Raw genomic sequence first — 12,824 nt, 5'->3', positions numbered from 1 at the left:
TCCACGAAAAAGCCCGACCCAGCGCCGGGCTTTTTCATTTGGGAGTGGGGGTAGGGGACAACGGGATGCCCACCTGTAGGGGCGAATTCATTCGCCCATCGGCTGCCCACATCCCACCAGCACCCTGCGCAAGCGCCCCGCCAATGCCCGTGCCTCTTCGGCCGTGGCGATATTGGTGAAGCCCAGCAGCAGCCCCGGTGCGCCGCCTTCGCCCAGGTACCAGCGCGACAGCGCGGCGACCGCCAGGCCGGCTGCCTGGGCGCTGTCGGCCAGGGTGCGGTCGTCGCTGCCGGGGGCGAGGCGGGCCAGCAGGTGCATGCCGCCGGCCTGCTGGTCCATGCGCAGCCATTCCCCGCAATGCTCCAGCAGCGCCTCGCGGGTGTGGGCGCGGCGCTGGGCGTAGAGGTGGCGCATCTTCTTCAGGTGGCGGGCGAAGTGGCCCTGGTCGATGAAGTCGGCCGTCGTCGCCTGTAGCAGTTCGCCCCCGCCACCCTGGAACACCGTGGCGATGTCGCGGAAGCGCTCCACGTCGCGCTCCGGCACCACCAGGTAGGCAAGGCGCAGGCCGGGGTAGAGCACCTTGCTGAAGGTCCCGGTGTAGAGCACGTGGCCGTCGCGGTCGAGGCTCTTGAGCGCGGGCAGCGGCCGGCCCTGGTAGCGGTATTCGCTGTCGTAGTCGTCTTCGATCACCCAGCCCTGCATCTGCCGCGCCCGCTCCAGCAGTGCCAGGCGCCGGGGCAGCGACAGCGCCACCCCGGTGGGGCTCTGGTGCGTGGGGGTGACCAGGGCGAAGCGCGCTTCGGGTGCCAGGCGCAGGCCGTCCTCCACCCGCAGCCCTTCGCCGTCCACCGCTACCGGCACGCCGCGCACGCCGAGCCCTTCCAGCAATTGGCGGGCATGGGGGTAGCCGGGGTCCTCCAGCCAGATGGCCTCGCCCGGCCGCATCAGCGCGCGCTGCACCAGGGCCAGGCTGGCGCGGTGGCCGGCGGTGATGAACACCTGCTCGGGCCGGCAGTGGATGCCCCGGGAAATGCCGAGGTAGCCCGCCAGGCTTTCGCGCAGGGCGAGATGGCCGGCAGGGTCCGGCACCATCAGTGCGCTACCGCCCAGCTCGCGCAGGCGCCGGGCTGCCAGGCGTGCCCAGAGCTTGCGCGGGAAGGCATCCAGGGCCGGCAGGCCGAGCTGGAAGGGCTGGGGCGAGGCCTCTGCCGTGTGAGCGCTTTCAGCCCTGGCCGGGCGGGTGGCGCGCAAGGCGGGCCGGGGCGCCGGGGTCAGCCGGGGCGAGACAAAGGTCCCGGCGGGGCCGCGTGCCAGCAGGTAGCCTTCGGCGATCAGCATCTGGTAGGCCACCTCCACCGTGCCCCGCGCCAGGTTCAGTTCGCTGGCCAGGCTGCGCAGCGACGGCACCCGGGCGCCGGGCTGCAGCTGGCCCTGCTCGATGGCCTCGCGGAAGCGCTGGTACAGCTGCAGGTACACCGGGGTGCCCAGGTCGCGGTCGAGGTGGAAGGGTAGGGGGCTGCTCGGCATGCTCATGTCCCAGTCATTTCGATGATTCTTGGCCCTGGCTGCTGGTCCATGGCCTGCCTAGAGTAGCGGCTCCCAGCGAAGAGGAAAGCGGCCATGCCCGATCAGCCCAGCCCCATCGAACTGTTGCACCTGGAGAGCGACCCACAACTGCGCGCGGCCTTCCCGGTGATGCAGGCGCTGCGCCCGCAGTTGCCCGACCCTGAGGTGTTCATCCAGCGCGTGCGTCGCCAGGCGAAGCAGGGTTACCGTCTGCTGGGTGCCTGGCGTGGCGGCCAGGTGCTGGCCCTGGCCGGCTACCGCGAACTGGAGAACCTGATCCACGGCCGCTTCATCTATGTCGACGATCTGGTGGCCGACCCGCAGCAACGCAGCCAGGGGCTCGGCGGCCAGTTGCTGGATGAGCTGGCACGGATAGGCAGCCAGCTCGGTTGCCAGCGCCTGGTGTTGGATACGGCACTGGCGAATTCCCTGGCGCAGCGCTTTTATTTCCGCCAGGGCCTGCTGTCCACCGGCCTGCACTTCAGCCGGCCATTGCCCACCCCCACGCTCCGTCCCGAGGAGGACTGATCATGCCCCGTGTATTGCTGATCGAATGCAGCCCCAATGAAGACGCGTCCCCTGGCGGCCAGCTGGCCCGGGAGATGGCCGAGCGCCTCCACGCCAACGCCCAGATCACCGTGCGCAACCTGGTGCGTGAGCCGCTGCTGCCCTTGTGTGGCGACTACGCCCGTGCGGTGACCGGCCGCGCCCATCGCGAGGACCCGGCCCTGGCGTTGTCCGAGCAACTGATCGGCGAGGTGGAGAGCGCCCACTACCTGGTGATTTCCACGCCCATGCACAACTACATGGTGCCGGCGGCGCTCAAGCTCTGGCTGGACTACGTGGTGCGCATCCAGCGCAGCTTCACCATGGTCGACGGCAACAAGGAAGGCCTGCTGGAAGACCGCCCGACCTTCGTCGTGGTCAGCTCCGGTGGCAACTACCTGGGCGCCAAGGCCAGCCAGGCGGACTTCCTCTCGCCCTACCTGCGCCACATCCTCGGCGTGATCGGCCTGCACCATGTGGAGTTCGTCCACCTGCAGGGCCTGGCCCAGGGGCCGGAGGTGGTGGCCGAAACCTTGCAACAGGCGCGGGCGCGCCTGGCCAACAACCCCTATTTCGCGGCGGCGCCTTTCCCCGGCGTTCCCGCCTGAGCAAGGCACGGCGCGAGCCACGGGGAGATCAGGAGATCACGCCGAACCCGCGCGCCATCAGCGCGGCCAGCAGCGGGATGACCAGCGCCAGCAACAGCTCCAGGCGGATCGCCATGATCACCAGCTTGGCGGTCTTCGGGCTGACCTGGGGCACCTGGCCGGCCTTCAGCTCGTTGCGCCAGTTGAGGAAGACGAAGGTCGGCAGCGCGGACAGCAGCGCCACCAGGATGAACAGCCCGATCTTGGCGTGGAACAGGCTGTTCTTCAGGTAGTACTCGGTGCCCTTGCCGTACCACAGCACCCGCGCCAGGCCGGTGGCCAGCACCAGGCCGGCGCTCAGGCCGTAGGCGATGTCCACCCGGATCAGGCTGCGCGCGCGCTCCAGGTCCAGGGGCAGCTTGAACAGGCGGTGCTCCAGGACCAGCAGCGAAAACAGCAGGAAAATCGACAGGTAGTGCAGGTACGCGGCAATGGCTTGAGCCATGTGAACTCCTTTCAGGTCATCAGGGGTGTTTCTTATAGGTGCAGCGGCCGCGTCAGTTGGCGCTCTCCACGCGGTTGCGGCCGTTCTGCTTGGCCCGGTACAGGGCACGGTCGGCCAGGTCCAGGGCTTCGTTCTGCGATTGCTCGGGGCTTACCAGCAGGGTGCCGGCGCTGATGGTCTGGGTCAGCTCCTGGCCGGCGGCGCGCATCGGTTTCTCGGCGATGCAGCGGCGCAGGCGCTCGGCGATATGGTTCAGTTCCTCGCCATCATGCACCGCCACCAGGGCGACGAACTCCTCGCCACCGATGCGCACCAGCAGGTCGTCGGGGCGCAGCGCCGCGGTCATGCGCCGCGAGCTTTCCCACAGCACCTGGTCGCCGGCGGCGTGGCCGTGCTGGTCGTTGATGCGCTTGAAGTGGTCGAGGTCGGCGTAGATCACCCCCAGGCGCAGCCCGGCCTTGTTCACCCGTGCCATCTCCTTGGGGAAGAACTGCGACAGGGCGCCCCGGTTCCACAGCTGGGTCAGCGGGTCGATCAATGCCTTGCGCTGCTCGCGGTCCACGGCGCGGCGCAGGTTCTGCGTCTGCTGGGCCATGCCGCGCAGTTGCAGGTAGCCCTCGGCCAGGGTCGCCAGGTCACGTAGGCGGAACAGCTCCTGCTGGTTCAGGGTGCGCGGCTTGGGGTCGAGCATGCACAGGGTGCCGATGGGCAGCGCATTGCTGGAGAACAGCGGCTGGCCGGCATAGAAGCGGATGAAGGGCGCGCCCACCACCAGCGGGTTGTCGCTGAAGCGCGAGTCGGTGCGGGCGTCGGGAATCAGCAGCGGGCCGTCGCCGAGGATGGCGTGGCCGCAGAAGGAAATGTCGCGGGCGGTCTCCGAGGCATTGAGGCCGATGCGTGCCTTGAACCACTGGCGGTTGCGGTCCACCAGGCTGATCAGCACCGTTTCCACCTGGAACAGCTCCTGGGTCAGGCGCACCAGGGTGTCGAGGTAGAGCTCGGCGGGGGTGTCCAGAACATCCTGTTCATCCAGGGCCTTCTGGCGTCGATCTTCTTCGGGGAAACACGGAGCGGCGAGCATAGATTCCTCCAGTCAATTCGCATGCGTGAACCAGGCATCGCGGCGGGACAGGCGCCAGGCGAAGGCGCCAAGACTCAGGCCACGCAACAGCATAAAACACAGGAACGCCAACCATAGGCCATGGTTCCCCTGTGCCTGCAGCAGCACCCCCAGGGGCAGGCTCAGCGCCACCGCCAGCAGCATGGCGTCGCGCATTTCCCGGGCCCGGGTGGCGCCGATGAACAGGCCGTCCAGCAGGTAGCTCCACACCGCCACCAGCGGCAGTACCGCCAGATAAGGAAGATAGACGTGAGCGACGGTGCGCACCTCCCCGATATCGCTCTGCATGTCGATGAACAGCCCCCCGGCCACGGCGAAGAACAGCGCGAAGGCCAGGCTCGCCAGCAATGACCAGGCACCGGCCACCAGCAGCGCGCGGCGCAGCTCCAGGCGGTTGCGCGCGCCGATGGCGTGGCCGCACAGGGCTTCCACCGCATGGGCCAGGCCGTCCAGGGCGTAGGCGGTCACCAGCAGGCCATTGAGCAGCAGGGCGTTGGCCGCCACCGTGGCGTCGCCCATGCGCGTGCCCTGCACCGTCAGCAGGAAGAACACCAGCTGCAGCGCCAGGGAGCGGATGAAGATGTCGCGGTTCACCGTCAGCAGTGGGCGCCAGGCGCGCCACAGGCGCAGGGCCGGCCAGTCGATGCGCCCGGGGTGGCGGCGCAGGGCACCACGGGTCAGCGCCAGGCCGATGGCCGCGCCCGTCCACTCGGCGATCACCGCCGCCTGGGCCGCGCCGGCCACGCCCAGGTCGAGCCCGAGGACGAACCACAGGGCCAGGGCGATGTTGGTCAGGTTGGTGCCCAGCAGGATGGCCAGCGGCGCCCGGGCGTTCTGGGTGCCGAGGAACCAGCCCACCAGCGCGTAATTGGCCAGGGCCGCCGGCAGGCCCAGCAGGCGCAGGTGGAAGAACTCCCGGGTCATGGCGTCCAGCTCGGCCGAGGGGTTCATCAGCCCCAGGGCCAGGCCGCTGAAGGGCACCGCCAGCAACCCCAGCAGCGAGGCCAGGCCCAGCGCCAGGCCCATGCCCTGCAGCAGCACCTGGCGCAGCGCGCCGCCATCGGCACGGCCGGCGGCCTGGGCGGCGAAGCCGGTGGTGCCCATGCGCAGGAAGCCGAGCACCCCGAGCAGGAGCATATAAAGGGTGCTGCCCACCGCCACGGCGCCCAGCTGGTGGGCATGGGGCAGGTGGCCGACCACGGTGCTGTCCACCAGCGCCACCAGGGGCACGGAGATGTTGGACAGGATCATCGGCGCGGCCAGCGCCCAGACCCGGCGATGGGTGGGGACGTGTCGCCAGGCATCGAGGAATGCGCGCATTCTGAGGCTCCGGAAGGGCTGCGCAGTATAGCTTTGCAAAAGCGTGAGAAAGGGGGCTTTACGGCCGCCGGGGCTCGTCTATAGTTGGCGCGCGCGCACCTGCGCGTCCCCTCCCCGGAGTCACCATGTCGTCGTACAAAGGATTGTTACTGGCCCTCTCGCTGGGGCTTCTTGCCGCCTGCGATTCCTCCACCCCCGAACACACCGCCGAGAAATCACCCGCCCCGCCTGCCGCCGTCCAGGAGCAGCGCGCGCCGGCCGATGTCGGGGCGCTGGCCAAGCGTTTCGCCGGCCGCGAGCTCAAGGTGGTGGACGTTTCCGAAACCCAGCTCGACGGCTCCAGCACGCTGGCCGTGACCTTCTCCGTGCCCCTGGACCCGGAGCAGCCGTTCGCCGAGCGCCTGCACCTGGTGGACAGCGAGCGCGGCAAGGTGGATGGGGCCTGGGAACTCTCCGACAACCTCATGGAACTGCGCCTGCGCCACCTCGAGCCCAAGCGCAACCTGGTGCTCACCGTCGACCCCGGCGTGCGCGCGGTGAACGACTCGCGCCTGGCCAAGGAAAGCGTCACCCACCTGGAGACCCGCGACCAGCAACCCAGCGTCGGCTTCGCCAGCCAGGGTTCGTTGCTGCCCACCCGGCTTGCCGAAGGGCTGCCGGTGATTACCCTCAACGTCGACGCGGTGGATGTGGACTTCTTCCGCGTGCGCCCTGAGGCACTGCCCAGGCTGCTGTCGCGCTGGGGGCGTCGCGGCCACATGGACTTCTGGGAGGCCAACAGCACCCTGGAAATGACCGAGCTGGTCTACAGCGGCCGCTTCGATCTCAAGCCCGCGCGCAACACCCGCGAGACGGTGCTGCTGCCCATTGCCGGCATCGGGCCGCTGAAGCAGGCTGGCGTCTACATCGCGATGATGCGCCGCGCCGGCAGTTACAATTACTACACCCCGGCAACCCTGTTCAGCCTCAGCGACATCGGCCTTTCCGTCCATCGTTTCCGCGACCGTCTCGACGTCTTCACTCAGGCCCTGGACGGCGGCAAGGCGCAGGCCGAGGTCGAGCTGGAGCTGCTCGACGAGAAGGGCCAGCCCCTGTCCCAGGGCAAGACCGACGCTCAGGGCCATGCCCAGCTGCCGCTGACGGAAAAGGCCCGCGTGCTGGTTGCACGCCAGGGCGAGCAGACCAGCCTGCTGCGCCTCGCCGCCACGGCGCTGGACCTCTCCGAGTTCGACATCACCGGGCCCCAGGCCAACCCGCTGCAGTTCTTCGTGTTCGGCCCGCGTGACCTCTATCGCCCCGGCGAGACCGTGCTGCTCAACGCCCTGCTGCGTGACAGCGATGGTCGCGCGGTGGCGGGCCAGCCGGTGACGGTCGAGGTGCGTCGCCCGGACGAGCAGGTCAGCCGCCGCTTCGTCTGGAATCCCGATGAAGGCGGGCTCTACCAGTACCAGTTGCCGCTCTCCGGGGACTCCCCCACCGGTCGCTGGCAACTGCTTATGGACCTGGGCAACGGCCGCAAGGAACTCTACGAATTCTCGGTCGAGGACTTCCTCCCCGAGCGCCTGGCCCTGGAACTCAAGGGCAGCGACGAGCCCCTGGCGCCGGACGACGCGGCGCGCTTCCAGGTCGAGGGCCGTTACCTCTACGGCGCGCCGGCCTCCGGCAACCGCCTGCTGGGCCAGCTCTACGTACGCCCCCTGCGCGAGGCGGTGGAAAGCCTGCCCGGCTATCAGTTCGGCTCGGTGACCGAGGAGGAGCTGGAGCAGGACATCGACCTGGATGAAACCACCCTCGACGAAGCCGGCAAGGGCGCCCTGGAAATCGACAGCCGCTGGGCCAGCGCCCGCTCGCCCTTGCAGCTGACCCTCCAGGCCAGCCTGCAGGAAACCGGCGGCCGCCCCATCACCCGGCGCCTGAAGCAGCCGGTCTGGCCGGCGCCGCGCATGCCCGGCCTGCGCACCCTGTTCGATGGCGAAGAGGTCGACACCGACAGCCTCGCCGAGGTGGAGCTGCTGGTGGCCGACCCCGCCGGCAACAAGCTGGCAGCCCAGGGCCTCAAGGTGCGCCTGGTGCGCGAGCGCCGTGACTACTACTGGAACTACTCCGACGGCGAAGGCTGGAGCTACCACTACAACGAGAAGTTCTTGAACGTCGACGAGCAACTGGTCGACGTCGCCGCCAACGGCACCGCCAAGGTCAGCTTCCCGGTGGAGTGGGGCTCCTACCGCGTCGAGGTCGAGGACCCGCAAAGCGGCGTCATCAGCAGCCTGCGCTTCTGGGCCGGCTACCGCTGGCAGGACAACACCGACGGCGGCGCGGTACGCCCCGACCAGGTCAAGCTGGCGCTGGACAAGCCCGCCTATGGCGAAGGCGACGTGGCCAAGGTCACCGTCACCCCGCCCGCGGCCGGCAGCGGTTACCTGCTGGTGGAGTCGGCCGACGGCCCACTCTGGTGGCAGAGCATCGAGGTGCCCGCCGAAGGCAAGGCCTTCGAGATCCCCATCGCCCGCGAATGGGCGCGCCACGACCTGTACGTCAGCGCCCTGGTGGTACGCCCCGGCGAGCGCAAGGAGCGGGTCACCCCGCGCCGCGCCGTCGGCCTGCTGCACCTGCCCATCGACCGCGCCCAGCGCAAGCTGGCGCTGACCCTCAGCGCCCCGGAGAAGATGCGCCCCAGCCAGCCCCTCGCGGTGCATGTGCAAGCGAAGAACGCCGATGGCAGCCCGGCGCGCCAGGTGCGTGTGCTGGTCGCCGCGGTGGATGTCGGCATCCTCAACATCACCAACTACGCCACGCCGGATCCCTTCGCCGCGCTGTTCGGGCGCAAGGCCTACGGCGCCGACCAGCTTGACGTCTACGGCCAGCTCATCGAAGCGGGGCAGGGGCGCCTGGCCTCCATCGCCTTCGGCGGTGACGCCGGCCTCACCGCCGGTGGCAAGCGCCCGCAGACCCAGGTGCGGCTGGTGGCGCTGCAAAGCGTGCCGCTGACCCTGGACGACAAGGGCGAGGGCGAGCTCAGCCTCGACATCCCCGACTTCAACGGCGAGCTGCGCCTGATGGCCCAGGCCTGGAGCGACGACCGCTACGGCATGGCCGAAGCCAAGACGGTGGTGGCCGCGCCCCTGGTGGCCGAACTCTCGGCGCCGCGCTTCCTTGCCGGTGGCGACGAAACCACCGTGGCGCTGGACCTGACCAACCTCTCCGGCAAGCCCCAGGAACTGGATGTGCGCCTGGAGGCCGATGGCCAGCTGCGCCTGGCCGACAGCCCCGGCAGCCAGACCGCGCCGCTGCAATTGGCCGACGGCCAGCGCACCACCCTGCGCATCCCGGTGCGCGCCCTCGGTGGCTACGGCCAGGGCCGGCTCAAGGTCTCGGTCAACGGCATGGAACTGCCCGGCGAAACCCTGCAGCCTTTCGCCCGTGACTGGACCCTGGGCATCCGCCCGGCCTGGCCGGCGCTGGTGAAGAACTTCCGCGCGGTGCTCAAGGGTGACAGCTGGAGCCTGCCCGCCGGCACCCTGGACGCCTTCGAGCCGGCCGGGCGTGAAGCGCTGCTGGCCGTCTCCTCGCGCCCGCCGCTGAACATCGGCGAGCAGATCCGCGCCCTGCGCGCCTACCCCTACGGCTGCGCCGAACAGACCACCAGCGGCCTCTACCCCTCGCTCTATGCGGACGCGGCGACCCTGTCGCGCCTGGGCATCGAGGGTGAGAAGGACGAAGCGCGCCGCCGCGCCATCGAGATCGGCATCGAGCGCCTGCTGGGCATGCAGCGCTACAACGGCAGCTTCGGCCTGTGGAGCGCGGAGAGCGAAGAGGAGTACTGGCTCACCGCCTATGTCAGCGACTTCCTCCTGCGTGCCCGTGACCAGGGCTTCGCCGTCCCCGCCGAACCGCTGAAGCGCGCCAACGAGCGCCTGCTGCGTTACCTGCAGGAGCCGAGCCTGATCGAGGTCTCCTACAGCCAGTACCCCGGCCACAGCCGCTTTGCCGTGCAGGCCTATGCCGGCTACGTGCTCGCCCGCAGCCAGCAGGCGCCCCTGGGTGCCCTGCGCAGCCTGTACGAGCGCCGCGCCGATTCCCGCTCCGGCCTGCCGCTGGTGCAACTGGCCGTCGCCCTCAAGGCCATGGGCGACCAGCCCCGCGCCGACCTGGCCCTGGACGCCGGGCTCGCCGTGCAGCGCGACGACACCTTCTGGCTCGACGACTACGGCAGCCGCCTGCGTGACCAGGCGATGATCCTCGCCCTGCTGGAAGAGAACGACCTCGCCGCTGATCGCCGCGAGGTGCTGCTGTTCGATCTCGCCGACCTGCTGGCGTCCAAGGAGTGGCTGTCGACCCAGGATCGCAACGCGCTGTTCCTCGCCGGCCGCAGCCTGCTGGGCAAGGCCGAGCCGCAATGGCAGGCCAGCCTGGAGGTGGCCGGCCAGCGTCATGCCCTGGACAACAACCGGGGCGGGCTCAAGCTGGACGAGGCGCAACTGGCCGAACCCCTGACCCTGGCCAGCCAGACCAAGGCGCCGCTCTACCAGCGCCTGACCCTGTCCGGCTACCCGAGCCAGGCGCCCAAGGCGGGGGGTGAGAACTTCACCATCCACCGCGAGTACCTGGGCATGGACGGCAAGCCGCTGGATATCCGCAACCTGGAAAGCGGCCAACTGGTGCTGGTGCACATCGGCATCGAGGCCAAGATGCGCGCGCCCGACGGCCTGGTGGTGGACCTGCTGCCCGCCGGCCTGGAGCCGGAGAACCAGAACCTGGGGCAGAGCGCCGCCAGCCTGCAGGACGCCAGCCGCGAGGTTAAGGAGTGGCAGGAAGCGATGCAGAACGCCGCGATCAAGCACCAGGAATTCCGTGACGACCGCTTCGTCGCGGCGGTGGATATCCGCGAGTACGAGCGCACCCACCTGCTGTACCTGGCCCGCGCCGTAACCCCCGGCCGCTACCGCGTGCCGCCGCCCCAGGTGGAGTCGATGTACCGCCCGGAATGGCAGGCGCTGGGCGATGCGCCGGAGGAAATGGTGGTCAAGGCACGTTGATGCCCGCCCGGGGCCCGTGCACCTGCACGGGTCCCGGCGCCCCTCACCAGGAGCTCCGTCGTTGTCCTTCCTTTCCACTGCACTGGACCTTGCCCGCCGCCTGCTGAGGCGCCGCTGGGTCGTGCTGCCGTTGTTGCTCCTGGTGCTGCTCTGGTGCGCCGACCGGCTGTTCCCGCTGCCCCTGCCGGCGGACGATCAGGCGCGGGTGGTGCTGGCCGAGGACGGCACGCCGCTGTGGCGCTTCGCCGATGCCGAAGGCGTGTGGCGCTACCCGGTCACCCCGCAGCAGGTCTCGCCCTATTACCTGGAGGCGCTGCTCGGCTACGAGGACCGCTGGTTCTACCGTCATCCCGGGGTCAACCCGCTGGCCCTGGGCCGTGCGGCCTGGCAGAACTTCAGCGATGGGCGCGTGGTGTCCGGTGGCAGCACCCTGTCGATGCAGGTGGCGCGGCTGCTCGACCCGCACCCGCGCACCTTCGCCGGCAAACTGCGCCAGCTGTGGCGCACGCTGCAGCTGGAGTGGCACCTGTCCAAGGACGAAATCCTCACCCTCTACCTGGACCGCGCGCCGTTCGGCGGCACCCTGCAGGGGGTGGCTGCCGCGAGCTGGGCCTACCTGGGCAAGCCGCCGAGCCAGCTGACCCGTGCCGAGGCCGCCTTGCTGGCGGTCCTGCCCCAGGCGCCGAGCCGCCTGCGCCCGGACCGCCACCCCCAGCGCGCCACCGAAGCTCGGAACAAGGTGCTGCAGCGCCTCGCTGGCTACGGCATCTGGCCCCAGGTTGCGGTGGACGAGGCACTGGAGGAACCGGTGCTGCTGGCGCCGCGCCGGGAGCCGAGCCTGGCGCCGCTGCTGTCGCGACGGCTGAACCGGCCGGGCAGCCCGCCGCTGATCCGCACCACCCTGGACGCGACCCTGCAACGGCGCATGGAGGACCTGCTGCTGGGCTGGCGCGCACGCCTGCCCGAGCGCACCTCGGCGGCGATCCTGGTGGTGGAGCACTCGACCATGGCGGTGCGCGCCTACCTGGGCTCGGTGGAGATGGACGATGCCCGCCGCTTTGGCCATGTCGACATGGTCGGCGCCCTGCGCTCACCGGGTTCCACCCTCAAACCCTTCCTCTACGGCATGGCCCTGGACGCCGGGCTGATCCACTCCGAATCCCTGTTGCAGGACGTGCCGCGCCGTTATGGCGACTACCGCCCCGGCAACTTCTCCAGTGGTTTCAGCGGGCCGGTGGCGGCCAGCGACGCCCTGGCCACCTCCCTCAACCTGCCCGCCGTGCAACTGCTGGAAGCCTATGGGCCGAAGCGCTTCGCCGGCGAACTGCGTAGCGCCGGCCTGCCGCTGGTGCTGCCGGCGGGGGCGCAGCCGAACCTGGCGCTGATCCTCGGCGGGGCCGGCGCGCGACTGGAAGACCTGGTGGGGGCCTATGCCGCCTTCGCCCGCCAGGGCCGCGCCGCCGCACCGCGCCTGCAACCCGACGATGCCCTGCGCGAAAAGCGCCTGCTCTCACCCGGGGCAGCCTGGATCGTGCGGCGCATCCTCTCCGGCCAGGCGCAGCCGGAGCGTGACCCGCAAGCGCTGCCGCCCCTGCGCCCGGCGCTGGCGGTGAAAACCGGCACCAGCTACGGTTTCCGCGACGCCTGGGCCATAGGCGTGGGGCCGCGCTACCTGGTCGGCGTGTGGATCGGCCGCCCAGACGGCACGCCGGTGCCTGGCCAGTTCGGCCTGGCCTCGGCAGCACCCTTGCTGGTGCAGGTGCACGACGTGCTGCTCAACCGCGACGCCCAGCGTGGCATTGCCCAGCCGCCGGATGAAAAGCCCGCCTCGGTGGGCATCGCCGCCATCTGCTGGCCCGTCGGGCAGACGCTGCCCCAGGGTGACCCCAACTGCCGCCGCCAGCGCTTCGCCTGGACCCTCGACGGCACCGTGCCGCCGACCCTGCAGGCTGCCGACCAGCCCCTGGGCCTCGGCCTGCGCCAGCCGCTGTGGCTGGACGCCCAAGGCCTGCGCACCGCGCCGGATTGCCCGGGCGCCACGCGTCGCGACCTCGACCTCTGGCCCGCCCCGCTGGAGCCCTGGCTGCCCCGTCGCGAGCGGCGTTCCGCGCTGCTGCCGGCGGTTTCGCCCACCTGCCCGCCGC

At 70.2% G+C, this 12,824-nt stretch carries 8 protein-coding genes; 4 read left to right on the top strand and 4 right to left on the bottom strand.

The window, feature by feature from the left end; genetic code table 11:
* Positions 1 to 87 precede the first annotated feature (87 nt).
* The gene (locus OEJ36_RS27370; RefSeq protein WP_411861063.1) at positions 88 to 1,533 is read right to left on the bottom strand and encodes a PLP-dependent aminotransferase family protein; all 1,446 of its coding nucleotides are present in this window, start codon (positions 1,531 to 1,533) and stop codon (positions 88 to 90) included.
* Positions 1,534 to 1,620: 87 nt separating this feature from the next.
* Here OEJ36_RS27370 and OEJ36_RS27365 point away from each other — a divergent pair, with 87 nt between their 5' ends.
* Positions 1,621 to 2,094: a GNAT family N-acetyltransferase gene (locus OEJ36_RS27365; RefSeq protein ID WP_263404199.1), complete on the top strand. Its 474-nt coding sequence runs from the start codon at positions 1,621 to 1,623 to the stop codon at positions 2,092 to 2,094.
* A 2-nt stretch (positions 2,095 to 2,096) separates the two neighbouring features.
* Positions 2,097 to 2,720, top strand: a complete 624-nt coding sequence (locus tag OEJ36_RS27360) for an FMN-dependent NADH-azoreductase (protein ID WP_263404198.1) — start codon at positions 2,097 to 2,099, stop codon at positions 2,718 to 2,720.
* A gap of 28 nt (positions 2,721 to 2,748) precedes the next feature.
* Here OEJ36_RS27360 and OEJ36_RS27355 read toward each other — a convergent pair whose 3' ends face one another.
* The 3 genes from OEJ36_RS27355 to OEJ36_RS27345 are packed head-to-tail and all read right to left on the bottom strand — an operon-like array spanning position 2,749 to position 5,644.
* Positions 2,749 to 3,204 (bottom strand): DUF2214 family protein, encoded by a 456-nt coding sequence (locus tag OEJ36_RS27355; RefSeq protein ID WP_043246855.1) that lies wholly within the window; start codon positions 3,202 to 3,204, stop codon positions 2,749 to 2,751.
* A 52-nt stretch (positions 3,205 to 3,256) separates the two neighbouring features.
* Complete coding sequence (locus OEJ36_RS27350; protein ID WP_263404197.1) at positions 3,257 to 4,285, bottom strand: sensor domain-containing diguanylate cyclase; 1,029 nt, start codon at positions 4,283 to 4,285, stop codon at positions 3,257 to 3,259.
* Positions 4,286 to 4,297: 12 nt separating this feature from the next.
* Complete coding sequence (locus tag OEJ36_RS27345) at positions 4,298 to 5,644, bottom strand: MATE family efflux transporter (protein ID WP_263404196.1); 1,347 nt, start codon at positions 5,642 to 5,644, stop codon at positions 4,298 to 4,300.
* 125 nt (positions 5,645 to 5,769) lie between these two features.
* Here OEJ36_RS27345 and OEJ36_RS27340 point away from each other — a divergent pair, with 125 nt between their 5' ends.
* Positions 5,770 to 10,680, top strand: coding sequence for an alpha-2-macroglobulin family protein (locus OEJ36_RS27340; RefSeq protein ID WP_263404195.1), 4,911 nt, complete (start codon positions 5,770 to 5,772; stop codon positions 10,678 to 10,680).
* Between the two features lie 61 nt (positions 10,681 to 10,741).
* Positions 10,742 to 12,824, top strand: a 2,083-nt coding sequence (pbpC, locus tag OEJ36_RS27335) for a peptidoglycan glycosyltransferase PbpC (RefSeq protein WP_411861062.1), incomplete at its 3' end; no start/stop codon positions are given.

This window comes from Pseudomonas sp. PDM13 (assembly GCF_025685765.1).
GTDB classification, from domain to species: domain Bacteria; phylum Pseudomonadota; class Gammaproteobacteria; order Pseudomonadales; family Pseudomonadaceae; genus Metapseudomonas; species Metapseudomonas solani.
Note: the sequence above shows the minus strand (reverse complement) of the source record. Positions and strands in the feature narration are given on the sequence as shown.